The sequence below is a fragment of the Bradyrhizobium betae genome, assembly GCF_050632175.1.
Classification (GTDB): domain Bacteria; phylum Pseudomonadota; class Alphaproteobacteria; order Rhizobiales; family Xanthobacteraceae; genus Bradyrhizobium; species Bradyrhizobium betae_B.
Genome location: NZ_CP192576.1, coordinates 304,963 through 330,293, shown reverse-complemented (window position 1 = coordinate 330,293; position 25,331 = coordinate 304,963). Strand labels below are relative to the sequence as shown.

Genomic DNA, 25,331 nt, shown 5'->3' with positions numbered 1-25,331 from the left:
CGGCTTCGCATCGCCGAACTTGGCAGCGCAGGACGCGGCGGATATACGCTGCCGTCATGAATGAAGCGATCAGACCGGGCACCGACAACACGCCGCAGGCCCATCAGGCATCTTCGCCGTCGCCGCAATTGTCGGTCGTCGTCCCGACCTTCAACGAGCGCGACAACGTCACGGTGCTCTACCGGCGGCTGGAGGCGGTGCTTGCCGGGATCGCCTGGGAGGTCGTGTTCGTCGATGACAATTCGCCGGATGGCACCTGGGACGTCGTGCGCGCGCTGGCGCAGCGCGACGAGCCGCGTGCGCTGCATCCGCCGCATCGGCAGGCGCGGCCTGTCGGGCGCCTGCATCGAGGAATCCTGGCCTCCAGCGCGCCCTACGCGGCCGTGATCGACGCCGACCTGCAGCACGACGAGACGCAACTGCCGAAGATGCTATCGCTGCTCGCGAGCGGGCAGGCCGATCTCGTGGTCGGCAGCCGCTACATCGAGGGTTACAAGAGCGAAGGTTTCAACAAGCAGCGCGCCGGCGCCAGCGCGCTCGCGACCGAATTCGCCAGGAAGACGCTGCGGGTCGAGATCGCCGATCCCATGAGCGGCTTCTTCATGGTCCGCCGCGATCGCTTCGAGCAACTGGCGCCGAAATTGTCGGTGCACGGCTTCAAGATCCTGCTCGATCTCGTGGCCAGCGCAAACGGCAGCCTGCGCGCCGTCGAGATTCCCTACACGTTCGGCGAGCGCCAGCACGGCGAGAGCAAGCTCGATTCCATGGTCGCGCTGGATTTTCTGGGTCTGGTGCTGGCCAAGTTCACCAACGACGCCGTCTCGCTGCGCTTCATCCTGTTCGCGATGGTCGGCGGCATTGGCCTCGTGGTGCATCTTACCACGCTGTTCATCGCGCTTCGGCTGATCAAGGTGCCGTTCGCGGAGGCGCAGGCCGCCGGCGCCGTCGTCGCCATGACCAGCAATTTCGTCCTCAACAACTTCCTCACCTATCGCGACCAGCGGCTGAAGGGTTTTGCGCTGCTGCGCGGCCTGATCGCATTCTACATCGTGTGTAGCGTCGGCCTGCTCGCCAATGTCGGCGTCGCGTTCTCGGTCTACGACCAGGAGCCGATCTGGTGGCTTGCCGGCATGGCCGGTGCGCTGATGGGCGTGGTGTGGAACTACGCGATGTCCGGACTGTTCGTTTGGCGCAAGAAATAGCGCGTCAAGGAAACCGGCAAGGAAAGCGGTATGGGCGGGGCTGACGCGCGGATCGTCCGCAATACGGCGCTGGTGATCCTTGTGCTGGTGGCACTGCGGCTCGTCGCAGCGGCGTTCACCCCGATCACGTTCGACGAAGCCTATTACTGGATGTGGTCGAAGAATTTGGCGGGCGGCTACTATGACCACCCGCCGATGGTCGCCTATGTGATCCGCGCCGGCACTATGATCGCGGGCGACACCGAGTTCGGCGTGCGCGTGTTCTCGATCCTGCTCGCGCTGCCGATGAGCTATGCGATCTATCGCTCCGCTGCGATCCTGTTCGGTGGTGCGCGCGTGGCCGCGACCAGCGCCATCCTGCTCAATGTCACGATGATGGCCTCGGTCGGCACGCTGATCGTGACGCCCGATGCGCCGCTGCTCGTTGCCTCCAGCTTCGTGCTGTTCTTTCTCGCAAAAGTGCTGGAGACCGGCCGGGGCGCCTGGTGGCTCGCGGTCGGCGCAGCGGTCGGTGCGGCGCTGCTGTCGAAATACACCGCGATGTTCTTCGGGCTGGCGATCCTGATCTGGCTCGCTGCCGTGCCGAAGCTCAGGCACTGGTTCCTTTCGCCCTGGCCGTATCTCGGCGGCCTCGTTGCGCTGGCGCTGTTCTCGCCGGTGATCCTGTGGAATGCGGATCATCAATGGGTCTCGTTCGCAAAGCAGCTCGGGCGTGCGAAGATCGAGGATTTCCGTCCGGTCTTCATCGCCGAGCTGATCCCGACCCAGATCGCATTCGCAACGCCGCTGGTCTTCATCCTCGGCGCGATGGGGCTGCACGCGCTGACCTGGCGCCGGGCCGGTGCGCTGGCCTCGCGCGTGCTGATCGAGACGATGTTCTGGACCATCGTCGCCTATTTCGTCTGGCATTCGCTTCATGCCCGCGTCGAGGCCAACTGGTTCGCGCCGGTCTACCCGCCCTTCGTCGTCGCCGCAGCCGCGGCCGCCAACCTGGTGCAGTGGAAGCCGCGGCAGCGGCGCCTGGTGGAGTTTTGCCAACGCTGGGCCGCGCCCGCCGGCATCGTGATGTTTGCAGCGCTGATCATGCAGGCCAACACTGGTTGGCTGTCCGGTTATCGCCGCGACGCGACCGTGCGCAGCGTCGGTGTCGGCTGGCGGGAGCTCGCCGCGGAGATTGAAACCGTGCGCGCGCGCCATGGCGCGACCTGCGTCCTTGCGCCGGACTACGGCACCACCGGCTGGCTCGCCTTCTATCTGCCGCGCGGCTCCTGCGTGGTGCAACAGAACCAGCGCATCCGCTGGGTCAACATGCCCGAGCCCGATCCGAAGCTGCTCGCCGGCAAGCTGCTCTATGTCGACGAACTGCGTCCGAACGGCAATCCCTTCCTCAGCGATCTCTTTGCGCAGGTGACGCAGGTCGCGCAATTGCAGCGCAAGCGCGGCCCGCTCGTGGTCGAGACCTACGGCATCGATCTGCTCGAAGGCGCCAAAGGCGATGTGCTGGATCGCTCGCCGCCGCCGGAAGCAAGGTAGCGACTCAAAAATCAGTCGATCATCTCGGCCCTGGCCGCGGTCTGGCTCGGCCCGTTCCGGTCGCGCCAGAACCACACCGTCACGACGCCGGAGCGGCCGCGGACCTGGGTGAGCAGCGGGCCGGTCAGAACGCCGTCGGGATCGCCCTGAAAGTCGGCCGCATTCAGCAGCGTATCGGTCAGCGCGAGCCGCGCCTTGTTTTGTGCGGCGACCTCCATCAGCCGGCTCGCGACGTTGACGGTGTCGCCCGTCGCCGTGATGTGCTGGTGGCTTTCGCCGAGACGAGAGGCGACGATCGGACCGAAATGCGCGCCGATCTTGAAGCCGAGCCGGCCGCCGATCGCAGGGGGCAGCGCCGCGATCCAGTCTTCGACGCGACGATGCAGGCTGATCGCGCACTTCAGGGCGCGGGCGGCGTCGTCGGGCATGGCGCCGGGCAGGCCGAACAGGATCATGGCGCCGTCGCCGAGAAAGCCGGTGATCAGGCCGTCGCAGTCGACGGCCGCCTTGTCGATCAGCGCGTGAAACGTCCTGAGCAGATCCTGGAGTTCGTCCGGATCGATCTTTTCGCTGAACGCCGTGAAGCCGGAGAGATCGATGAAGACCACGGCTGCGTCCTGCCGCACGGGCCTGGACAGGAAATCGGGATCGCGCGCCAGCCACTCCTGCACCGCAGGCGCCTGAAATTGCGCGAGCGACCGGCTCTTGGCGGCTAAATACTGCGTACGGCGGCCGCCCACCCAGAGCTGCGCGCCGGCAAAGACCACGACCGGCGGGACGGCGGCAGCGAGCGTTGTTGCGGCATTCAACCAGACGCCGTGCGTGAACGCGAACAGGTTCAATCCGCCCCACGCCATCATCACCGCGGCCGCGGCCATGAGGCCGGGTGCACTGCGCCGCCAGGCCAGCAGGCCGACCAGCAGCATCGGCAGCAGGATCGCGGTGAGCGCGTCGGCGATACGGACCTTGCGGTCGCGCACGATGCCGTCGCCGGCGACGAGATGGGTGATCGCGGTCGAGACCACCTCCACGCCCGGCATCAGGGAATCGAATGGTGTCGGGTAGAAGTCGCCGCCGCCGGCGACCGCTGCGCCGATCACGACGATGCGGTTCTCGATCGCCGCGCGATTGAGCGTGCCGTCGAAAATGCTCTGCGCGCTGACGGTGCGGATGGTGCGGCGCGGGCCGTAATAGGTGATCGGCAGTGCGAAATCGGCATCGGTCGGCACCGCGCGGTCGCCCAGCAGGAGATGATCCGGCGCGATCGTCAGCGGCTTGTCGAGCGCACGGCTTGCGACGCGCAAGGGGAACGACAGCTCGACTTTGTCTGCCGTCCGGAACAGCATCGGCACCGAGAGCGGCGAGCCCGACTGCCCCGTCGCGACGTTGACGATTCCGACATCGGCGTGGTCGGCGAACGCCGGAAGCGGCAGCAGGAAGCGCTCGGCCCGAGGCAGAACGGCGAGGGGCCGTCGCTGCTCGGCTCCACGGTCTCGCTGGCGCTCGGGAAGATCGCCGCGGCGGCGAGCACCATCGGGCCCGTGGCCAGCGTGTTCGCCAGCGTGGCGTCGCCGATCGCGGCGCTGCGGTCGACCAGCAGCAGGTCGATCGCGACCACCTTCGGCTTGAACTGCACGATGGTGTCGACGACGCGGGCGAGATCTGCGCGCGGCAGCGGATAGCTGCCGCCCCGCTTGACCACGGTGTCGTCGATCGCGACGATGGTCACGAGATCGGGCGGAACCTGCACGCCGCGGACCTGGGTTCGCCAATCCGTCAGCGTCGCCTCGAGGCGATCGAGAAAACGCAGGTGACCATTGGCATGGCCGGCATAGATGCCCGCGCCCCACAGCCCGGTGAGGATGAGTGCCGCCAAAATCTGAACGCGTCTCTTCATTACGTCGTACTGCAATCTTCTGTGTTGTCAGGGCCTGACGGAGCAGGCCTTACCGACCGGGCCTCATTGGCCCAGTCTCATTGGCCCAGTCTTGCCATCAGCGCGTCGACGCGCGGCTGGCCCCATGTCTTGACGGTCAATGGACCGGTTGCCTCGACATCGACGCCTTCGCCGGGACCCAGCACGACGCTGCGTCCACGAACTCTGCGGCTCACGCCGACGCGGCCGTCGGCGACGAAGACCGAAGTCTTTGCATCTGCGACATCGACCGCCCATCTGGTGCCGCGCACCGCGGCGATCGCTTGCGGCGTCAGCACCTTGAAGGGATTGCCGCCGGGCTTCTTGCGCACCTCGACCAGCAGCGCTTTGCTGCTCAACTCCACCGAGTCTCATATGTCCGTCGCGGTTGGCGTCCTTCAGTTCAAATCTGGCACCGCTTTCGGCGACGATGGTGATGCCGTTGTCGCAGCGCCAGGTCTGCGTGCCCGCGGCCGTCGGCGATGCCGTGCAGCCCGCCTTGGTGGCAGGCTGTGCACCGGCAGCTCCAGCCAACAGAACCAACCCCGCCAGAGCGAAAAACCCGGCGCGCGCGAACCCTCTCATGCCAGCCTCCGTTTGCGTGCTCGGCACAGTTCAAGGCGGTGTTGATACGGCACCGTATCACACGCAGAGGCTGCTGAATAGTGCCGCTCTGGGAGCTATTTCCTCGCTGCGGCATTTTCCAGACAGGCGCGATCAACTTTCAGTCAGGCCGCCGGAGCGCGGACACGCGCAGTGCGTGAGTGGGCCACCACGAGTGACACGGGAGGGAGGCGGATCCGCCAGCCTCGCACAACGCTTCCCCGCTATCGTGCGGGTATTGAAGACCACGAAAACGACTTGGTTGGATGGCCTAGAGAGGCGGCCGGAGAGGTTCGCTGACCGTGCTGAACCGGCCGAGAATGATGGTTAACAGATGCGCCTAAGTCCGTAATTCTGCGGGATTTTTCTCGAAATGGCACAGCGTTAACGAGTTGCCTCACATCCGCCCGAACTTAATCCGCATTTAACTAAAAGTCGCCTTAATGACGCTCCGGCCCTCTGCGAAATGCTGTTCCCGGATCGTGACCAGCGGCACTTCTAAGGGGGACTTAGTGACACCGTCCTGGACGCAAGGCGAATGAGTACGAGTATCGCGGCGCATAGTAACGCGGCACGGAAGTCCGAAAATCTCTCCAGAAAGTCTCTTCGGAAACCTTCCCGGAACATGACCAACACCAATTGGCTTGGCGCTGCCGCCATCGGCTGCGCCGTGCTCGGAGCCGGCTGGACCGTCTACAGCAACGTGCTCGGCGCCAGCGTCTATCCGAGCGTCGGCAGCACCGGCTACGACGAGCCCGTGATCAAGCGCGCGCCCAAGGCCGCGCTGCGCGAGGCGGGCGACGCCATCAAGGAAGCCTTCGCGCTGTTGCCTGACCGGCTTCAGGTCGCAGCTCCGATCTCGCGCGAGATGTTCAACGAGCGCTTCGCCGCGGCCGCGACCCAGGGCGTGGCATCCAATGCATCGAGCGCCGTGCCCCCGACTCAGGTTGCCGTCGCCAAGGAGACGTCGAAGGACGCCCCGAAGCAGAGCGTGATCGCGAAGGTCGCCGAAGCGCTGAAGCCGGCGGCGGCGCCCAAGATCGCGGATGGAGCCAAGGCCAAGCGCGGCGCCGATGCGCCAGTGCAACTGGCTTCAGCCGATCCGGCCGAGATCGTCCCGGCGCCCGAAGCAAAACCAAAGTCGTTCGCCGATCGCGCCAAGGCTGCGGTGATGTCGATCACCGGTCCCCGCCAGTCGATGGTGGAAAAGCTCTGGGGCAAGCGCGAGCCGTCCGGCGGCCTGCTCGCCTATGCTTCCGCCGATGCCAGCGTGACCGCCTCGATCGCACCGCGGGAGCAGAACCCCATGCTCGGCGGTTCGGCGCCCTATGAGCGCGACACCGCGGTCTACGACATCACCGCCAAGACGGTTTACCTGCCCGACGGCACCAAGCTCGAGGCGCATTCCGGCCTCGGCTCCAATCTCGACGATCCGCGCTCGTCGAAGGTGCGCATGCGCGGCGTGACGCCGCCGCACATCTACACGCTGAAGCCGCGCGAGGCGCTGTTCCACGGCGTGCCGGCGCTGCGGCTGACCCCGATCGGCGGCGAAAGCGCGATCTACGGCCGCGACGGCCTGCTCGCGCACACCTTCATGCTCGGGCCGAACGGCGACTCCAACGGCTGCGTGTCGTTCAAGGATTACTACGCATTCCTCGACGCCTACCGCAACAAGGGCATCCGCAAGCTCGCGGTGCTGGCGCGGGTGGACTGATCCCGGCTCGTTCTCGATGATGCAAAGGGGCCGCCCGCAGCGGCCCTTTTCCTTGTCCTGCGTCGCTCGGTGGAAGCGCTCAACCCGGCCAGCACTGTCCGCCACCGTCGATCCTCAGCACCTGGCCGGAGACGAAGGCGCCCATGGGGCCGGCGAAAAACTCGACGACGCGCGCGACTTCGTCGACGGTCGCGATGCGGTCGAGCGTGCCGGTTTCGACCATCCTGTCGGGGTCCACCGCGCGGGTGCCGAGGAAACGGCCGGTGCGGGTATCGCCGGGTGCGATGCAGTTGACGGCGATGTCGTAGGGGCGGAGCTGGTCGGCGAGGCATCGCGTGTAATGGGTCACGCCGGCCTTCGACACCGCATAGATCGCGCCATTGGTGCGTCCCTTGAACGCGGCGACCGAGCCGAGCGTGACGATGCGGCCGCGCCGCCGCTCCATCATGCCCTTGGCGACCGCCTGGCAGGTCAGGATGGTCGAGAGCAGATTGCGCTCCAGCACGGCGCGCACGTCGGCCTCCTTGATGTGCACCGCGTCGTTCGGATCGGGCTTGCCGCCGGCCGCAGCGATGTCGCCGCCGGCATTGTGCACGAGAATGTCGATCGGTCCGAGCGAGCTTTCCGTCTCCGCAATCACGCGCGTGATGTCGTCGCCTTTGGTGAGATCGCCGAGCACGCGCTGGCTGCGGACACCGAACGCCTGGCCGATCTCCGCGGCCACCGCGGTCAGCGTAGTGCCCTCGCCATATTCCGCCGGCCCGTTCTCGCGCATGCCGTGGATGGCGACGTCGGCGCCGAGCGCGGCGAGCTTCTCGGCAAAGGCGCGGCCGAGCCCGCGGCCTGCGCCGGTGACGAGCGCCACTTTGCCAGCCAAAATCTTCGCGGTGTCATGCGATGTCATGATCTTCTCCTGTTATGAAATCAGTCTGCCGCCAGGTCGAGCCCGATCGCCATCGCCTGCACCAGGCACATCGGCGCGACCAGCGTGCGCAGCGCGGGCTCGGGCATGTCCTGGATCTCGAACACCACGCTCGCGCCTTCGACGATCGGGCTCAGCAGACTGTCGGTGATGGAGATCGCGGGCACGCCGCGTGCGATCAGTTCGGGAAACAGCCGCGCCGTATCCGGATAATAGTTCCGGAAGCTGATGGCGACCAGCGCGTCGTCCACGGTTGCGGCATGCGACTGCTCGTGGATGCTGCCGCCGGTGCCGTCGAGCAGGACGACGCGACGTCCGAGCTTGCGCAGCACATAGGCGAGGTGGGTCGCAACCGGAAACGAGCCGCCGAGGCCGAGCAGATAGATGTCGCGCGCTTTGGCTAGAATTGCAGTTGCCGCGTCGAGCTCGCGCGCGTGCACAGACTGGCTCAACGTGACCAGCGACGATTGCGCTTCCGAGACGAAGCGCGACAGCACAGCGGCCGGCTGGCGGCCGAGCACCGATTTCTCCTCGCTCTTCATGCGCGCGAGCCGCGCCTTGTAGCTTGGCGCGACGCCGGCGACGAGGCGGGAGCGAAACACCTGCTGCATCTCGGTGAAGCCGCCGAATCCGAGCGCATGGGCAAAGCGAACGATCGCCGACGGCGGCACGCCAGAGCGCTGCGCCACCTCGGCCACCGTGCCGAGCGCGACGTCGGTCGGGTGATCGAGCACGAACTCCGCGATCTGCTGCAGCCGGCCGGACAGCGCACGATGCCGCTGCGCGATTGCACCGCGCAGCTCGTCGTAGCTCATCGCGCCTTGCGCCTTGTTCATCGTCTGGGGTCTCCAAGTCGATCGCCTGTTTAACGGCATTTCACCGTTTGGATCAAATATTCCACTTTACATAACATATGGAATGAATATTCTAACGACACAAAAAGCAAAAGACTTCGAAAACGGGAGGAAATGATGAGAGGGCGTCAGATCTCACGGCGAAGCGTTTTGAAGGGCAGCCTGATGGCGAGCGTCATCGGCGGCACCGGCAGCTTCTTTGGGCCGTGGAAAGAGAATCACGCGTGGGCGCAAGGCGCCAAGCCGATCAAGCTCGGCCTGACCTGCGATGCCAGTGGCCAATACGGCAACAGCGGCCAGGACGATTTCCGCGGCATCAAGATGGCGATTGACGAGTTCAACGCCAAAGGCGGCGTGCTCGGGCGTCAGATATCGTTCATCACCGCGGATACCGAAACGACGCCGGCCACCGGCAGCCGAGTCGCCGAGCGGTTCATCACCCGAGAGGACTGCACCATCCTGATCGGCGCGCTGCATTCCGGCGTCGCCAACGCCATCACGCAGGTCGCCAGCAAATACGGCGTGATCTACATGAACACCAATTCCTCCGCGCCGAGCGAAGCTGGTGAGAACTGCTCGCGCGTGAAATTCGTCTGGGACGGCAACGGCACCAATTTCTCGAAGGCATCGGTCAAGAACTCGGTCGATTCCATCGGCAAGAACTGGATGCTGCTGACTAACGACTACGTCTGGGGTCACACGACATCTGCCGCAACCAAGGCGCAGGTCGAGGCGGCCGGCGGCAAGATCATCGACAATCTTCTGGTGCCGCAGAACACGCGCGACTTCACGGCCTATCTGCTCAAGATCCAACAGGCCAAACCCGACGTGGTGGCGACTGCGGTCGGCGGCGACGACATCAAGGCACTGCGCGAGCAGGTGGCGCAGCTCAAGCTCGACGGCAAGCCGGCCTGGATCAACAACCAGCAGGACTGGCCCGACGTCTGGGGCGCGCCCGACAGTCTGTTCGGTGTGTTCGGCACCACCTGGTATCACAAGCTGCCGCTGCCCGGCGTCGCCGACTTCGTCAAGAAGTGGCAGGCCGCCAACAAGGACGGTCCGATCCCGGTGCCGGGCAATGTCTCCTATAACGGCTACATGAGCACGCGCGAATTGCTTCGCGCAATCGAGCGGGCGGGGTCGACCAACAACGTCAAGATCATCAAGGAGCTCGAGAATCTGAAGGTCTCGGCAACCGACCGCATGCAGCATTTTGATGCCTACATGGATCCGATGACGCATCAGATGCAGCAGACGATCTATCTGGCACGGCGCAACGCCAAGCCGTCCGACACCACCGACCTGTTCGAGATCATCAGTTGGACAGAACCGAAATCGGCCGCCGATGACGCTGCGACCGGCAAGTGCAAGCTCACGCCCTACGAACAGGTGCCGACCGTCGACTCCTAGAGGCGGTTCGCCACGTCGCAGAACGGCGGCGCGCAAGTCGTGCGCCGCGCACCCGGGCCCTCGGTGTCGCGGGTGTAAGCAAATGCCAGTTGTGAGCCCAAGGCCTTGTTCGACCTTCTTCCGCATCTTCTGAACGGCCTGACGCTGGGCCTGCTGTTCGCGCTGATTGCGCTCGGCTTCATGCTCATTGTCGGGCTGATGGAGCAGATCAACCTCGCGCACGGCTCCCTGTTCGCGCTCGGGGCCTATGTCGCCATGCAGCTGACCGGACCGCGTCCGCCATTGCCGGCCGATCTGGCCAAGGTGTGGCTCGCGCTACCGCTTGGCTGGCGCTATGTCGCGACGCTGATCATAGCACCCGTGATCGTGAGCATGGTCGGCATGCTGATCGAGCTCTGCATGCGGCGCACCTACGGCAAGGATCCGCTGTACGGGTTGCTCCTGACTTTCGGCGCGGCGATGGTGATCGAGGAGCTGATCCGCCTGGTCTGGGGCACGCGCGACTACGTGCTCCAGGTGCCATCCGCCATCAATGGCGGCTTCCTGTTCGGCGATCTGATCTGGTCGACTTATCGCTTCTATGCGGCCGGGATCGCAGCCGGGGTCATCGGGCTGGTCTGGCTGCTGATCGAAAAGACCTCGTTCGGCGCGACAGTCAAGGCCGGCGCCCATGACAGCGAGATCGTCCGCGCGCTCGGCATCAATCTGTCGCGACTGCGGCTGCTGGTGTTCGTGTTCGGCACGATGCTGGCGGCGATCGCCGGCATCATCGTCGCGCCGATCTGGGGCATTCGCCCGCATATGGGTGTCGATGCCGTCATCCCCGCATTCCTGGTGATCGTGCTCGGCGGCGTCGGCAGCTTTTGGGGCGCGGTCGTGGCGGGGCTGCTGGTCGGGCTGTGCGTCGGCCTTGCCGGCGCTTACGCGTCCGAATGGTCGCTGTTGTCGATGTACATTCTGCTGGTCGCCGTCGTGACGTTCCGCGCGCGCGGCCTGTGGGGCAAGAAGAGCGTGCTCGAGGCCTAGGGAATGATTGTGGGATCAAATTCTTCATCCGATACCGCGCGCCTCGTCACGCCGACAATGCTGGTGCTCTGGCTCGTGCTTACAACGGTGCCGCTCTGGATCACGCGGATCGGGCTCTATCCTTATCTCGGGATCGAGATCCTGATCTGGTCGCTCTATGCGCTCGCGTTCAATCTGGTGCTGGGCACGGCCGGACTGCCGTCGTTCGGACACGGCGCCTATTTCGGCATCGGCGCCTATGCGTTCGGGCTCTGCCAGCTCGATATCGCCGCCAATCTCTGGATCTGCCTGATCGCGGCGGCCGGGGTCGCGGGGCTTGCAGGCGTGTTGGTTGCGCTGTTCATCTCGCATCGGCGCGGCATCTACTACGCCTTCATGACGATCGCCTTCGGCCAGATCTTCTGGACTCTGGCGATCAAGTCGCACCGGATCACGGGAGGGGAGGACGGACTTCTCAAGATCAAGCGCCTGCCGGCCGATTTCGGGCTGGTGTCGTTCGATCTCACCGACAATGTCGCATTCTACTATTTCGTGCTCGCGGTCTTTGCGGTCGGCACCGCCGCATTGTGGCGGCTGGTGCACTCGCCCTACGGCCGCGTGGTCGCTGCGATCAGGCAGAGCGAGGTCCGCGCCGCCCATCTCGGCTATAATGTTTGGCTCTACAAGGCATCGGTGTTCGCACTGTCGGCCGCCGTCTCCGGCTTTGCCGGCGGACTGTTCGCGATGGCGCAGCTCGCCGCATTCCCCGATGTGATGAGCCTGCATCAATCCGGCTACGTCGTGATGATGACGCTGGTCGGCGGCGGGCTCGTCAGCTTCTGGGGGCCGGTGATCGGCGTGTTTCTTTTCCTCACCGCCCGCGACGTGATCGGCGCGCTGACCAATGCCTGGACGCTCTATTTCGGTCTGCTGTTCATCGCGATCGTGCTGTTCCGCCCTGAAGGCATTGCCGGCGCGCTCTCGGCTGCTCTTCAGCAGCATTCGCTCAACGCGCTGAGGCGCCGTGGCACGTCAGCAATGCGGCTGCTGGTCGGGGGCGGACGATGAGCATGTTGGAGGCTGCAGGTGTGCACGTCCGTTTCGGTGACCGCGTCGTGCTGGAAAGCGTCGATCTCGCGGTGGCCGAGGGGGAGTTTCATGGCGTGATGGGTCCGAATGGCGCCGGCAAGACCACCTTCTTCAACGTTCTGACCGGCCGGGTGAAGCCGAGCCGCGGCAAAGTGCTGCTCGGTGGTGAGGATGTCACGGGCTTGAGCCCGCACCGCATCGCCGCCAAGGGCATTGCGCGCTCGTTCCAGGTCATGACGCTGTTCGACGAGTTCTCGGCCCGCGACAACGTCATGATGGGCTTGCCCGAGTTTCGCGCCCGCGGCCTCGATATCGCCCGTGCCGCTGCCGGCGACCGCCAGTTTGCCGATCAAGCCACCGAAGCGCTCGCCGCGGTCGGGCTTGCGGACAAAGGCGATATTCGCGCCAAGGATCTGTCCTATGGCGACCGACGCGCGCTGGAGATCGCGGTCGCGCTGGCGCAAGCGCCGCGCGTGCTGTGCCTGGACGAGCCGACCTCCGGCCTCGGCTCCGACGGCGTGCAGCGCCTCGCCACGCTTGTCGCGCGTTTGAAAGGCAAGCTGACCATCGTCGCGATCGAGCACGACATGGAATTCCTGTTCTCGCTCGCGGACCGCATCTCGGTGATTCATTGGGGCCAGGTGGTGGCGCGCGGCACGCCGCACGAGTTGCAGCAGAACGAATGGGTGCGGCGCTCCAATCTCGGGAAGTTCGCATGATCCTCGAAGTGGACGCGGTCGATACCTTCTACGGCGAAACCCAGGCGCTGTTCGGCGCCTCGCTCGCCATCGAGCACGCCAAGGTGTTTGCTCTGCTCGGGCCGAACGGCGCCGGCAAAACCACCATGCTACGATCAATCCTCGGACTGACGCGGCCGCGCCGCGGCGCCGTTCGTTTCGACGGACACGACGTGACGCGCAACCCCACCCATGAGATCGCGCGCGCCGGCATCGGCTGGGTTCCGGACGACCGGCGGCTGTGCCCGACCTTGTCGGTGGCGCGCAACCTCGCGATCGCGCAAAAGCGCACGCGCTTTCGCAACTGGAGCGTCAAGGAAGCCGGCGCAATCTTCTCGCCGCTCGAATATCTGATGGAGCGCGACTGCGAGAACCTGTCGGGTGGTGAAATGCAGATGGTCGCCATTGCGCGCGCGCTGGTCGGTTCGCCCGGCCTGGTGCTGTTCGACGAGCCGAGCCAGGGGTTGGCGCCAAAAATCGTCGGCGACGTGCTCGCCACCATTTTGCGGATGAAGGACGAGGGCATCGCCTCGCTGGTCGTCGAACAGAACGCCGAGATCGCGCTGTCGGTCGCAGACCGCGCCGCGGTGATCGATCGCGGCAGAATTATCTGGAGCGGTGAGGCCGCGACGTTGCGCGATGATCTCAGGCTTCGTCAGCGCTTGCTGGGAGTACGATAAGTGGTCGCACCTCTGCTCGTTCTCGATGACGTTCGCAAGGTCTATACGCGGGGCCGCGTGATACGCCGTCCGACATTCACGCTTCAGGCAAACCTGTCGCTGGACGAGCCAGGCATCGTCGGCGTGGTCGGACCGAACGGCGCCGGCAAGACGACCCTGTTCGAGATGATGACAGGCTCCAACGCGCCGACCTCGGGGCGCGTGCTGGTCGCGGGCACCGATATCCACGGCGTCAAATATCGCGAGCGCGACCGGCTCGCAATCCACTATCACCAGTCCTACCAGGTCAGGCGCTTCCGCAAGCGCGTTCCGTCCGCCTTTCTGGCGCCGTCGCCGACCAAAACGCCGCTGGTTCATCTGTTCGACGAGCCGCAGTTCAACCTGCAAGACGGCTATATCGGCTTCATGCTCGATTTCTTCCGCAAGCTGCGCGACGAGGGCAGGCTGGTCGTGCTCTGCATGCATCCGACAGCGGCGTGGCACCTCGACATCCTCGCCGAGATCGCCGGACGCTTCCTGTTCGTGGCCGGCGGCGGGGTGACGCCGATGGCGGATTTCGGCTCGCTCATCGCTGATCCGCGCTGCCGCTCTTATCTCGGGCCGGACATGACAGGGGCGGCAGACGCGATTTGTGACCGCACCGTTCACAGCTCTACCTAAAAGGAAGAATCCGTTGGCCTATTCGAACACCCAGCTTTTCATTGCCGGAAAATGGCGCCCGGCCCATTCGGGTAAGATCATCGAGGTCGTCAATCCCGCGACGGAAGAGGTGATCGGCACCGTGGCCCATGCCGGCCAGTCCGACCTCGACGAGTCGCTGGCCGCAGCCAGCGCGGGCTTCAAGATCTGGCGCAACATTGCGCCGTTCGAGCGCTGCCGGATCATGCGCAAGGCGGCCGCGATCATGCGCGAGCGCAATGACGAGATCGCGCCGCTGCTGACGATGGAGCAGGGCAAGACGCTCGGCGAAGCCAGGATGGAGGCGATGGCGGCCGCCGACGTGATCGAGTGGTTCGCCGAGGAAGCCAAGCGCGCCTATGGCCGGCTGATCCCCGCGCGCGGACCCGGCATCTATCAGCTCGCGATCAAGGAGCCGGTCGGCCCGGTCGCGGCCTTCACGCCCTGGAATTTTCCGATTAACCAGGTAGTGCGCAAGCTCTCGGCCGCGCTCGCTGCCGGTTGCTCGATCATCGTCAAGGCGCCGGAGGAGACCCCAGCGTCGCCCGCGCAGCTCATCCGCGCGTTTGCGGATGCCGGCGTCCCCGATGGCGTCATCAACCTCGTCTACGGTATTCCTTCCGAAATCTCCGAATATCTGATCCCGCATCCGGTGATCCGCAAGATTTCCTTCACCGGCTCGACCCAGGTCGGCAAGCAGCTCAACGCGCTCGCCGGCCTGCACATGAAGCGGGCCACCATGGAGCTCGGCGGCCATGCACCGGCAATCGTGTTCAAGGACGCAGACGTCGCCTCGGCTGCAAAGATACTGGCGGCGGCGAAGTATCGTAATGCCGGGCAGGTCTGCATCTCGCCGACGCGCATGCTGGTGCAGGACGATGTGTTCCGCGAGTTCGTCGACAAGTTCGTCGAGGGTGCAGAGGCGTTCAAGGTCGGCAATGGCCTCGATCCCGATTCGAAGATGGGCTCGCTCGCCAACCCGCGCCGCGTCGCCGCCATCGAAAACATGGTGCAGGACGCCGTCGGTAAGGGCGCCACGCTCGAAACCGGGGGCAAGCGCGTCGGCAACAAGGGCTATTTCTTCGAGCCGACCGTGGTGAGCGACGTGCCGAAAGACGCGCGCGCCATGAACGAGGAGCCGTTCGGCCCGCTCGCCCTGATTTCGCGCTTCTCGTCCTTCGACGAGGTGGTCGAGGAGGCCAACCGCCTGCCGTTCGGCCTTGCCTCCTACGCCTTCACCAGTTCGACCAAGACGGCGACCGCGATCGGCTCGGCGGTGGAGGCCGGTATGATGTCGATAAACAGTTTTGGTCTCGCGCTGCCCGAAGTGCCTTTCGGCGGCACCAAGGATTCCGGCTACGGCTCGGAAGGCGGCACCGAGGCGATGGAGGGCTACTTCAACACCAAGTTCATCAGCCAGACCGGCGTCTGACGCAGGACGATGCGAGCTAACGTTTGACGAAAACCAGATTGCAGGGACGCGCCTCGTTGCGCTTGCCGCTGCCGCGGGTGCGGTCGAACTGCGCATCGACCGTGAAGGCGTAGGGCGAGCCAGGGGCGACGTTGTTGAGGGTATAGGTGCTCGCCCCCGTCGTCCCGCGCGCGCTCAGCGTCGTCTTGCCGTCCGCCGGGATCTGGCCGTCGATCTCCAGCCGGTTGGCTCCGCTCGGGCCCTGCACCTCGGCGTGGAATACGCCGTTCGTCACGGTTGCCGCGAGGGCTCTGGTGAAGCCCTGCGCCTTGCCGCTGGTCTGGCAATTCAGCGTCACGTCCCAATTGCCGTCGAAATCCTTGCTGCCGCCGGCTCGCGCGTTGCCGGCCGCCGGCGCCAGCGCCGTCTTCTGCTTCAACCCTTCGACGCGTGCCTTGGCGAGCGTGGCGAAGATGCAGTTCGGGAATCTGGCGAGATGGTCTTCGAATGCTCCCAGCGTGCCGATGCTGTCCGCGGCTTTCCAATGTGCCTCTGCGGCGGCGCAGGGATCTGCCCGCGGCGCGGCCTGGGCGCGGCCGGCGCCACGGTGACCGACACAGGCCCGTTCAGGTAGAACTTGCCGATGATCGACAGCGACAGCTCCGGAAGCTGGCTCTTGCCGCTGGAGTCATAGACGTCGCTGCTGATGTCGCGGAAGACGTCGCCGATTTCCTGCGGTTCCTCGATGTGCTTCAGGAACGCGGTCGTGTAGGGACTGTTGCGTCCGACGCCATCAGCCGCGACCTGCCCGGATTGCGTCGAGAACGACACGATCGTGCCGCGCGGCGCCTCGACCTTCGACAGGCCCCGTCCGATCGAGGCGGCGCGCGTCGAGCCGGCGGAGCGCTTGAGGGTTTCGGCCAGCGGATTGTCGCGGCAGGAATCGAGCACGAGGATGCGCAGGTTCTTGGCCTGCTGCAGATCGTTCACGATGTCGTCGACCCGCACGAAGCGCTTGAGGTCCGCTTCATCCGTCAGCACGGCGTCTACCGGCATCAGATAGTTCACGCCGTTGTACTGCATCGCGTGGCCACTGTAATAGAACATGGCGACGTCGGCCCGGCTTGCGGCGCGCGCGAAGCGGATGGTCAGATCCTGCATGTCGGCCTGGCGCAGGTCGATCCCCTGAAACACCTCGAAGCCGCTACGCTTGAGCGAGGCGGCGACGTCCTCGGCATCGTGTGAGGGGTTCGGGAGCTGCGCCGTCGAGACATAGGCGCCGTTGCCGATCACCAGCGCCACCCGGGTGTCTGCCGATGCGGGAACAACGCAGAGCCAGCAGGCGAGGAGGGCCAAAGAGAGACCGGGCAAGAGTCCAGACAAGTGAAATCTTGAAAGAGCGCGCATGAATACCGTCCGAGGAAAAATCGAAAAATATCCTCCAGATTAACGCATGCGGCACCGACTTCAATGCCCTTGCCGGGAACCGCCCGGATCAGGCGGCCGTGGCATGCCGTCACGCCGGGCTCGCGGCCACCGTCTTGCGCAGCGCCATCTCCGTCGCGATCGCCTCCCGCACTGCGGGGCGCGCCTGCATGCGGCCGAGATAGCGCGACAAGGCTGGCCATTGCGCGATGTCGACGCCGGCCGGGCGAAGCAGCAGCAAGGCCCAGGTGAGGTGAGCATCCGCGACGGTGAAGCTGTCACCGACGAGGAATTCGTGGTCCGCCAGATGCGTGGCGGGTGTCGACAATGTCTGTGCGATCCGTGCGCGCGGCTTGGCGAGCGAGCCGTCGTCCTTGTACCAGAAGGTCGGGAACAGGAACGCCTTGTGGATCTCGGTGCCGATGAAACTCAGCCATTCCTGCAGGCGATAGCGGTCGGGATCGCCGAAGCCCGGCGCAAGGGCGGTCTCCGGCTTCGCGTCGGCGATGTATTGCAGCACAGCGGCGCTCTCGGTCAGCCGTTCGCCGTTCTCCAGCACCAGGACGGGCACCGCGCCCTTCGGCGAGATACCGCGAAAATCGCTGCCGTCGTCCGCGACCTTCTTCGTCCAGATATGGGCGAGGTGATACTGCGCCTCGATGCCGGCCTCCATCAGCGCGATACGGCTGGCGAGCGAGCAGGCCATCGGAAAGAAATAGAGTTGCAGCATCGTGCGCTCCGTCAGCTCAGGGCCTCGCCTTGCGCGATGATCGCAAACCGGTCCGACAATTCGGCCATCGCGACCTCGTGAATCGTGCGTGCCGAGAGCGCGCCGCCGCGGCCGTCGGGCAGGTCGCGGGTGGCACAGGCGTCGGCCGCGATCGTGGTGCGCAGCCCGAGGTCGAGCGCGGCGCGCGCCGTTGAGCTGACGCACATGTGGGTCATGAAGCCCGCCAACACGATGTCGGTGCGTCCGGTCGCGGCCAATCTGGCTTGCAGGTCGGTACCGGCAAAGGCATTCGGCAATGCCTTCTCGATCACGGGCTCGCCCGCGAGCGGCGTCAGGCTCGACACGATCGCCCCGCGCTCGGCCTCGCGATCGAACAGGCTGCCGGCGCGCCCCTTGTGCGCGATGTGGAAGATCGCAGCGCCGCTCTGCCGCGCGCGGGCGAGCAGTTTGGCGGCGACCGCGATCGCGGGCTCGGCGTCGGGCAAGGCGAGGGGACCGGAACGATATTCATTCTGGATGTCGATCAGCACGAGACAGGAGTCGGCGAGCCTGGGTGGATTGAGATCGGCGCCGGAGAGCTCGAGCAGGGTTTTTGGAGCGGTCATGCGGGTCAGGCCTTCCTGGAATATCGGATGGTCCAACCCTAGCGCGGCCGTGGCCTGCCATTGTGCAGGACTATTGCAGCAGATGGCTGCAAGTTTGCAGGAGGCCTGTGTGCCTGCTAGTCTCATCGCCATGAACTGGGACGATCTGCGCATCATTGCCGCGGTGAGGGACGAGGGCACTTATGCCGGCGCCAGCGCGCGGCTGCGCATCGACGAGACCACGGTCGGCCGCAGGCTTGCGCGGATCCAGCGCGATCTCGGCGTGCCGCTGTTCGACGCGGTGGACGGGCTGCGCCGGCCGACCCGCCATTGCGAAGCGGTGCTCGAACATGTCGGCGCGATGGCCGCCCATGTCGCCGCGATCGACCGCATCAAGGAGAGCCAGGTGGGCCCGGTCGGCCGGCTGCGCATTGCCTCGACCAATGCGGTTGCCGAAGAGCTGCTGGCGCCGCACGCAGGTGCCTTCCTGCGCGATCATCCCGGGCTCACACTCGAGTTTCTGACGTCCAGCGGCAACGTCAAGTTCTCGCGCTGGCAGGCCGATCTTGCCATTCGCCTGCGCAAGCCGGAGAAGGGTGATTTCACCATCTCGAAGCTCGGCGAGGTCAGGCTGTATTTCTTCGAGCCCGCCGACCGCAGCGGCGGCGAACCGGTCACATGTGTCTATCCGGACGAGCTCGACACCATTCCGGAGCAGCAGTTCCTGCGCGCCAAGCGGCTGACAAACATGCGCTGCGTCACCGACAACGTCCGCATCATCAAGACCCTGATCCAGTCGCATCAGGCCGTCGGCGTGCTGCCCGAGCACAGCTGCGCCCCGCTGCTCGCCGACCGCAGCCTGCACGCGACGCTGCTGCCGAGGGGCCGCGACGTCTGGCTGCTGGTGCAGAACCACCTCAAGCGCGATCCGGCGACACGCGTGACGATCGCCTGGGTGAGGGCATGCTTCGCGGATCTTTCGCGCGGCTGACGGCGTGAACGCGATTGATGCGGGGCGCGACCAAATCATGGGATTGCGCGCCCGCGCAGGTTGCGTAATCTCGCGGGAAAAAGTTGAGATCGGGCAGACGCATGACCATCCTCGAGGAAACTATCCGGCCGAAAGCCAAATCGCGGGAATGGAAGGCCATCGTCGTCCTGATCCTGCTGATCCCGGTGCTGTGGTCGCCGCCGTTCCTGTTTCGCTTCTTCCTGTACCAGCCGTTCAGCATTCCCTCGAGCTCGATGATGCCGACGCTGATGACCGGCGACTACGTCTTCGCTTCGAAGCGCGCCTATGGCTACGGACCCTATTCGTTTCCCTTTGCATCATCCCTGATCTCGAGCCGTGTCTTTGCCGCGGAGCCCGAATATGGCGACATCGTCGTGTTTCGCACGCCAAAGGATACATCGGTCGACTACGTCAAGCGCGTGGTCGGCCTGCCCGGCGACCGCATCCAGATGCGGCAGGGCCAACTCTTTCTCAATGAGAAGCCGGTGACCTCGCATCGCCCTCAAGGAGGCGGACGGCGAGGCCGCCTGCGGCACCGACGACGCGAAAGTCAGGAATTGGCGCGAGACGCTGCCGAACGGCGCGTCCTACGTCACCTACGACTGCGTCGACAACGGTTATTACGACAACACTGGCGTCTACACCGTGCCGCCGGGTCATCTCTTCATGCTCGGCGACAACCGCGATAACTCCACCGACAGCCGCGTGACGACTACGATGGGCTTTGTCCCCATGGAGAATCTCGTGGGCCGCGTGACGCGGATCATCTGGTCGCTCGACGACGACGGCGAGCCGCGTTTCGAGCGGATGGGGGAGGTGAGGGATACTTCCGTCATTCCGGGCTCGCCACTTCGTCGCGCCCCGGAATGACGAACAAAACAAAAACCCCGGCATCGCTGCCGGGGTTTCGCATTTTTGACTTCGCCTGAATGGCTGGACTTAGAAGTCCATGCCGCCCATGCCGCCGCCCGGGGGCATTGCGGGGCCGGCGCCGCCCTTCTTGGGCAGCTCGGCGACCATGGCTTCCGTGGTGATCAGCAGGGCCGCAACCGAGGCTGCGTTCTGGATCGCGGTACGGACCACCTTGGTCGGGTCGATGATGCCCTTCTTGACGAGGTCACCGTATTCGCCGGTCTGGGAGTCGAAGCCGAAAGCGTACGACTTGTTCTCCAGGACCTTGCCGACGATCACCGAGCCGTCTTCGCCGGCGTTGATCGCGATCTGGCGAGCGGGAGCCGACAGCGCCTTGCGGACGATCTCGACACCGGTCTTCTGGTCGTCGTTCTTGGTGCGCAGGCCCTTGAGCTGCTCGGAAGCACGGAGCAGGGCGACGCCGCCGCCCGGGACGATGCCTTCCTCGACCGCAGCGCGGGTCGCATGCATCGCGTCATCAACGCGATCCTTGCGCTCCTTCACCTCGATCTCGGTCGCGCCGCCGACGCGGATCACCGCGACGCCGCCGGCGAGCTTCGCCAGACGCTCCTGGAGCTTCTCGCGGTCGTAGTCCGAGGTGGTTTCCTCGATCTGCGCCTTGATCTGGGCCACGCGCGCCTCGATGTCGGCCTTCTTGCCGGCGCCGTTGACGATCGTGGTGTTCTCCTTGTCGATCATCACCTTCTTGGCGCGACCGAGCATGTTGAGCGTGACGTTCTCGAGCTTGATGCCGAGATCTTCCGAGATCGCCTGGCCGCCGGTCAGGATCGCGATGTCCTGCAGCATGGCCTTGCGGCGATCGCCGAAGCCCGGAGCCTTGACGGCCGCGACCTTCAGGCCGCCGCGCAGGCGGTTCACGACCAGGGTCGCAAGCGCTTCACCTTCGACGTCCTCGGCGACGATGACCAGCGGCTTGCCGGTCTGCACTACGGCCTCGAGCAGCGGGAGCAGCTCGTTCAGCGACGAGAGCTTCTTCTCGTTGATGAGGATGTAGGCGTCGTCCATCTCAACGCGCATCTTGTCGGCGTTGGTGACGAAGTAGGGCGAGATGTAGCCGCGGTCGAACTGCATGCCCTCGACGACGTCGAGTTCGGTCTCGAGCGACTTGGCTTCCTCGACGGTGATGACACCCTCGTTGCCGACCTTCTTCATGGCGTCGGACAGGAACTTGCCGATCTCCGCGTCGCCGTTCGCCGAGATGGTACCGACCTGGGCGATCTCGTCGTTCGAGGTGACCTTCTTGGAGTTCTTGACGAGGTCCGCAACGACGGCTTCGACCGCGAGGTCGATACCGCGCTTGAGATCCATCGGGTTCATGCCGGCGGCAACCGACTTGGCGCCTTCGCGCACGATCGCCTGGGCCAGCACGGTGGCGGTGGTGGTGCCGTCGCCGGCCGCGTCAGCGGACTTGGAGGCGACTTCGCGCACCATCTGCGCGCCCATGTTCTCGAACTTGTCCTCGAGCTCGATCTCCTTGGCGACGGTGACGCCGTCCTTGGTGATGCGGGGAGCGCCGAACGACTTGTCGAGCACGACGTTGCGGCCCTTGGGACCGAGCGTGACCTTCACCGCGTTGGCGAGGATGTCGACGCCGCGAAGCATCTTGTCGCGCGCATCGACGGAGAATTTGACTTCTTTAGCTGCCATGTGGATTTTTCCTTAGGTGTTTAGCTGGGTGAGAGAGGGGGCTCTTAGGCCGCCTTCTTCTTGGAAGCGGGGACGTCGAGGACGCCCATGATGTCGCTTTCCTTCATGATCAGCAGGTCGACATTGTCGATCTTGACCTCGGTGCCGGACCACTTGCCGAACAGCACGCGGTCGCCGACCTTCAGGTCGATCGGGATCAGCTTGCCGGCCTCGTCGCGGCCACCCGGGCCGACGGCGACGATTTCGCCCTGCGAGGGCTTTTCCTTGGCACTGTCGGGAATGATGATGCCGCCAGCGGTCTTCTCTTCTGCGTCGATGCGCTTGACCACGACGCGGTCGTGAAGCGGACGGAATTTCATGCAGTCCTCCTAAGCAATTGCTCGGGTTGATAAATCTGGATTGTTAGCAGTCCCTGCTAGCGAGTGCCAGCGTGGGCACTGCTGAGATAAGCCAGGATTTTTGCGGGGGCAAGGGCTTCTAGCAGAAAAATAAGCACTCAGAAGGTGCGCCTGCCAAATTCCTTTACCAGCGTTAACCGGCAATTGGGGCCGTATTAGCACGGAGTCATGTCTGCTGCTAACGCATTGAATTTCAACAGCTTGTTAAACTTTTGGGCTTGAGATGGATTGTCAGTTTGCGTCACATTTCTCTCATGTGAGCGCATCGTCTCCGGGTGGCTCGTAGCAGCGTACCGGCAAGCCACCCCTCGAATATGCGCTCCTGCAAAGGAGGTTGGCATGGTCTCGCGGGTTGGGGTTGTTTCCGACGACTTTCGGAAACAGGTGCTGGGTTACGGGCTGACGACGGCGGAAATCCTCTATCGGATGCCGGATCATCCCTCGCTGCTTCAGACCTACGTCTGGCAGAATTACGATCTCTTCCCGAAATTCCCGGCGCTGAAGGATTTTCTGGCCTTCTGGCAGGAGAAGCTCGACGGTCCGCTCCACTCGGTAACGGTTGCGCATTCCAAGCTGATCAAGCCGGCCGAGCTGCGCGCCGTGGACGGCGTGTTCCGGCTGCATTGAGACGGACACCGGAATTGTAGGGTTGGCAAAGGCGCGCACGCCGTGCCCACAATCCATCTGCATCTGGCAATGGTGGGCACGCTGCGCTTTGCCCACCCTACGATATCTCATTATGTGCTAGCCTTCCCCCATAACAAAAGGGGAGGCCGTGCATGGCCAAGAAGGCAAAATCGCGCAGCGCAGTGCAGGTCGTGGTGAAGAAGCGGAGCGGGGCCAAGGTCGCGGTGCGATCCGCCGCGCGCAAGGTGCTGAAGGCAAAGGCCAGCGCGACGCCCGTCGTATCAACAGTCAAAAAGCCCGCCCGTCCCAAGCAGCGCATCGCCATCAGCCATCACCGCGAAGAAGACTTCAAGGCGGACGGCCTGCGCGCCTACGCCAAGTACCGCGACCTGGGCATCGCCGCCGCAAGCCACGGCCTCGCGCAGGCTCACGTGATCAGGCTACAGGGCCCGTGCGATCCGGCTGAGGTGTCGAAGCTGCACTTCCACCACGTCGACTTCCAGATGGTCTACGTCCTCAAGGGCTGGGTGAAGACCTACATGGAGGGGCAGGGCGAGACCCTGATGAAGGAAGGCAGTGCCTGGACCCAGCCGCCGAAGATCAAGCACATGATCCTGGATTATTCTGATGACGTCGAACTGCTGGAGGTGATCCTGCCGGCGGAGTTCAAGACGGTGGAGCTGAAGGCGTAGCGCTCATCTCTCCTCGTCATTGCGAGGAGCCCTTGCGACGAAGCAATCCAGAATTCTCTCCGCGGATGTATCTCTGGATTGCTTCGCTTCGCTCGCAATGACAGGGAGGGTGTCTTCGTAGCCCGGATGGAGCGCAGCGTAATCCGGGGCCGCTGCCCGCGACGGCGTACACTTTCCCGGATTGCGCTGCGCTCCATCCGGGCTACGGGCTCCTGGCTACGCCAACACCCCCACCACCGCGCCCATCAAGCACGTCGTCAGCGTCCCCGATACGATCGACTTCAATCCGAGCGCGTTGATCTCCTCGCGCCGCTGCGGCGCCATCATGCCGAGCCCGCCGATCATGATGCCGAGGCTGGCGAAATTGGCGAAGCCGCACATCGCGTAGAGCATGATCAGGCGCGAGCGCGGATCGAGCGCGTCGGGCGGCAGCTTCGAGAAGTCGACATAGGCGATCAACTCGTTGAGCACGGTCTTGGTGCCCATCAGGCTGCCGGCGGTGACGGCCTGATCCCACGGCAATCCCATCAGCCAGCACACCGGCGCCATCACGAGGCCGAGCAGGCGCTGCAGCGAGATCGCGGCGCCGCCAACATGCGGCAGCAGGCCGAGCATGGCATTGACGAGATAGACCAGCGCCACCAACACCAGCAGCATCGCGACAATGTTGATGAGCAGCTCGATCCCCGCGCCGGTGCCCTTCACGATCGCATCCATCGTGCTGGCGACCTCCATCTCGGGATCCTCGAGCCGTACCGCCGGTTCGCTTGTCGGAGGTTTCAGGGACCATGATCAGGCTGACGAGGATCGCGGCCGGTGCGCCCAGCACGGAGGCAATGACGAAATGCGCGGCAGCATCGGGGATGAGCGGAGCAAGGAGCGTCGCATAGAGCACCAGCACCGTGCCGGCGATGCCGGCCATGCCGCCGGTCATCACCAGGAACAATTCGCTGCGGGTCATCTGCGTCAGATACGGCCGCACGAACAGCGGTGCCTCCACCATCCCGAGGAAGATGTTGGCGGCGGTCGACAGCCCGACCGCACCGCCGACGCCAAGCGTCCGCTCCAGCAGCCAGGCCATGCCGCGCACCACCGGCGGCAGCACGCGCCAATAGAACAGCAGCGTCGTCAGCACGCTCATGACCAGCACGATCGGGAGCGCCTGGAACGCCAGGATGAAATCGGCGCCGGGCACTTTCACGTCGAAAGGCGGCGCGCTGCCGCCGACATAACCGAACACGAAGGAGGAGCCGGCGCGCGAGGCCGCCGAGATCGCGCCGACTGCATCGTTGATGGTGCCGAAGGCGCGCGCGACGACGGGCACCTTCATCAGGAGGATCGCGGTGGCGAAGGTTGCGACGAGGCCGATCACCGCCTGCCGCAGCGAGACGGCGCGCCGATTCTCGGCCAGCGCGAAGGCGAGCAGCAGCAATGCGAAAATGCCGAGTGCCGATTGCAGCCGCAGCATGATGTCCCCAAACCTCCAATGATTATGGCCGTGCATGCGTTGCAAACGCAATGCCGGGAGGT

The 25,331-nt window shown here is 64.8% G+C and carries 19 protein-coding genes and 5 pseudogenes; 14 read left to right on the top strand and 10 right to left on the bottom strand.

All coding sequences use genetic code 11. From position 1 onward, the window contains the following. Positions 1-56: 56 nt before the first annotated feature. Positions 57-1,202, top strand: a complete 1,146-nt coding sequence (locus ACQ86E_RS01730; protein ID WP_431203934.1) for a glycosyltransferase family 2 protein — start codon at positions 57-59, stop codon at positions 1,200-1,202. A 30-nt stretch (positions 1,203-1,232) separates the two neighbouring features. Then, a complete protein-coding gene (locus ACQ86E_RS01725; protein WP_431203933.1) occupies positions 1,233-2,735 on the top strand; it encodes a glycosyltransferase family 39 protein in 1,503 nt (500 codons plus the stop codon). An 11-nt stretch (positions 2,736-2,746) separates the two neighbouring features. On the opposite strand, the pseudogene ACQ86E_RS01720 reads toward ACQ86E_RS01725, so the two are convergent. Together ACQ86E_RS01720 and ACQ86E_RS01715 are read right to left on the bottom strand one after the other, a co-directional pair. Continuing rightward, positions 2,747-4,632: pseudogene (locus ACQ86E_RS01720) on the bottom strand (CHASE2 domain-containing protein). A gap of 77 nt (positions 4,633-4,709) precedes the next feature. Then, positions 4,710-5,235, bottom strand: a pseudogene (locus tag ACQ86E_RS01715) (FecR domain-containing protein). A 643-nt stretch (positions 5,236-5,878) separates the two neighbouring features. Here ACQ86E_RS01715 and ACQ86E_RS01710 point away from each other — a divergent pair. Continuing rightward, positions 5,879-6,967 carry a tlde1 domain-containing protein gene (locus tag ACQ86E_RS01710; protein ID WP_431203932.1) on the top strand — a complete coding sequence of 363 codons (1,089 nt, stop codon included), beginning with the start codon at positions 5,879-5,881 and terminating at the stop codon, positions 6,965-6,967. A 79-nt stretch (positions 6,968-7,046) separates the two neighbouring features. Here ACQ86E_RS01710 and ACQ86E_RS01705 read toward each other — a convergent pair whose 3' ends face one another. Further along, positions 7,047-7,871, bottom strand: a complete 825-nt coding sequence (locus ACQ86E_RS01705; protein WP_431203931.1) for an SDR family NAD(P)-dependent oxidoreductase — start codon at positions 7,869-7,871, stop codon at positions 7,047-7,049. Positions 7,872-7,891: 20 nt separating this feature from the next. Continuing rightward, a complete protein-coding gene (locus tag ACQ86E_RS01700) occupies positions 7,892-8,725 on the bottom strand; it encodes a MurR/RpiR family transcriptional regulator (protein WP_431203930.1) in 834 nt (277 codons plus the stop codon). A gap of 183 nt (positions 8,726-8,908) precedes the next feature. Between ACQ86E_RS01700 and ACQ86E_RS01695 the strand changes: the two genes are divergently transcribed. The 7 genes from ACQ86E_RS01695 (at position 8,909) to ACQ86E_RS01665 (ending at position 15,774) form a co-directional block, all read left to right on the top strand. Continuing rightward, positions 8,909-10,153: an ABC transporter substrate-binding protein gene (locus ACQ86E_RS01695; protein WP_431203929.1), complete on the top strand. Its 1,245-nt coding sequence runs from the start codon at positions 8,909-8,911 to the stop codon at positions 10,151-10,153. Positions 10,154-10,258: 105 nt separating this feature from the next. After that, positions 10,259-11,179: a branched-chain amino acid ABC transporter permease gene (locus tag ACQ86E_RS01690; RefSeq protein ID WP_431203928.1), complete on the top strand. Its 921-nt coding sequence runs from the start codon at positions 10,259-10,261 to the stop codon at positions 11,177-11,179. Positions 11,180-11,182: 3 nt separating this feature from the next. Continuing rightward, positions 11,183-12,226 (top strand): branched-chain amino acid ABC transporter permease, encoded by a 1,044-nt coding sequence (locus tag ACQ86E_RS01685; RefSeq protein WP_431203927.1) that lies wholly within the window; start codon positions 11,183-11,185, stop codon positions 12,224-12,226. Beyond that, positions 12,223-12,966 (top strand): ABC transporter ATP-binding protein, encoded by a 744-nt coding sequence (locus ACQ86E_RS01680; RefSeq protein WP_431203926.1) that lies wholly within the window; start codon positions 12,223-12,225, stop codon positions 12,964-12,966. The genes ACQ86E_RS01685 and ACQ86E_RS01680 overlap by 4 nt, the downstream gene beginning before the upstream one ends. Beyond that, on the top strand, positions 12,963-13,664 hold the full coding sequence (locus ACQ86E_RS01675) for an ABC transporter ATP-binding protein (protein WP_431203925.1): 702 nt from the start codon (positions 12,963-12,965) through the stop codon (positions 13,662-13,664). The genes ACQ86E_RS01680 and ACQ86E_RS01675 overlap by 4 nt, the downstream gene beginning before the upstream one ends. Beyond that, positions 13,665-14,324: an ATP-binding cassette domain-containing protein gene (locus tag ACQ86E_RS01670; protein WP_431203924.1), complete on the top strand. Its 660-nt coding sequence runs from the start codon at positions 13,665-13,667 to the stop codon at positions 14,322-14,324. Positions 14,325-14,337: 13 nt separating this feature from the next. Then, positions 14,338-15,774, top strand: coding sequence for an NAD-dependent succinate-semialdehyde dehydrogenase (locus tag ACQ86E_RS01665; RefSeq protein ID WP_431203923.1), 1,437 nt, complete (start codon positions 14,338-14,340; stop codon positions 15,772-15,774). Positions 15,775-15,790: 16 nt separating this feature from the next. On the opposite strand, the pseudogene ACQ86E_RS01660 reads toward ACQ86E_RS01665, so the two are convergent. From ACQ86E_RS01660 to ACQ86E_RS01650, 3 genes and pseudogenes are all read right to left on the bottom strand, one after another. Beyond that, positions 15,791-17,160, bottom strand: a pseudogene (locus tag ACQ86E_RS01660) (caspase family protein). 109 nt (positions 17,161-17,269) lie between these two features. Beyond that, positions 17,270-17,908, bottom strand: a complete 639-nt coding sequence (locus tag ACQ86E_RS01655) for a glutathione binding-like protein (protein ID WP_431203922.1) — start codon at positions 17,906-17,908, stop codon at positions 17,270-17,272. An 11-nt stretch (positions 17,909-17,919) separates the two neighbouring features. Continuing rightward, a complete protein-coding gene (locus ACQ86E_RS01650; protein WP_431203921.1) occupies positions 17,920-18,513 on the bottom strand; it encodes a cysteine hydrolase family protein in 594 nt (197 codons plus the stop codon). Positions 18,514-18,643: 130 nt separating this feature from the next. On the opposite strand from ACQ86E_RS01650, the gene ACQ86E_RS01645 reads away from it, so the two are divergent. Beyond that, positions 18,644-19,483, top strand: a complete 840-nt coding sequence (locus tag ACQ86E_RS01645) for a LysR family transcriptional regulator (protein WP_431206369.1) — start codon at positions 18,644-18,646, stop codon at positions 19,481-19,483. Between the two features lie 101 nt (positions 19,484-19,584). Next, positions 19,585-20,374: pseudogene (gene lepB / locus ACQ86E_RS01640) on the top strand (signal peptidase I). Positions 20,375-20,443: 69 nt separating this feature from the next. Here the strand turns inward: lepB and groL are convergent. Both groL and ACQ86E_RS01630 read right to left on the bottom strand, forming a co-directional pair. Further along, entirely contained in the window at positions 20,444-22,084 is a 1,641-nt protein-coding gene (gene groL, locus ACQ86E_RS01635; RefSeq protein ID WP_431203920.1) for a chaperonin GroEL, read from the bottom strand. A 44-nt stretch (positions 22,085-22,128) separates the two neighbouring features. After that, positions 22,129-22,443 carry a co-chaperone GroES gene (locus ACQ86E_RS01630; protein ID WP_015685161.1) on the bottom strand — a complete coding sequence of 105 codons (315 nt, stop codon included), beginning with the start codon at positions 22,441-22,443 and terminating at the stop codon, positions 22,129-22,131. A 378-nt stretch (positions 22,444-22,821) separates the two neighbouring features. Between ACQ86E_RS01630 and ACQ86E_RS01625 the strand changes: the two genes are divergently transcribed. Both ACQ86E_RS01625 and ACQ86E_RS01620 read left to right on the top strand, forming a co-directional pair. Beyond that, on the top strand, positions 22,822-23,109 hold the full coding sequence (locus tag ACQ86E_RS01625; RefSeq protein WP_211378660.1) for an usg protein: 288 nt from the start codon (positions 22,822-22,824) through the stop codon (positions 23,107-23,109). Positions 23,110-23,261: 152 nt separating this feature from the next. Continuing rightward, a complete protein-coding gene (locus tag ACQ86E_RS01620; protein WP_431203919.1) occupies positions 23,262-23,801 on the top strand; it encodes a cupin domain-containing protein in 540 nt (179 codons plus the stop codon). 216 nt (positions 23,802-24,017) lie between these two features. Here ACQ86E_RS01620 and ACQ86E_RS01615 read toward each other — a convergent pair. Further along, positions 24,018-25,269 (bottom strand): annotated as a pseudogene (locus ACQ86E_RS01615) (NupC/NupG family nucleoside CNT transporter). Positions 25,270-25,331 lie beyond the last annotated feature (62 nt).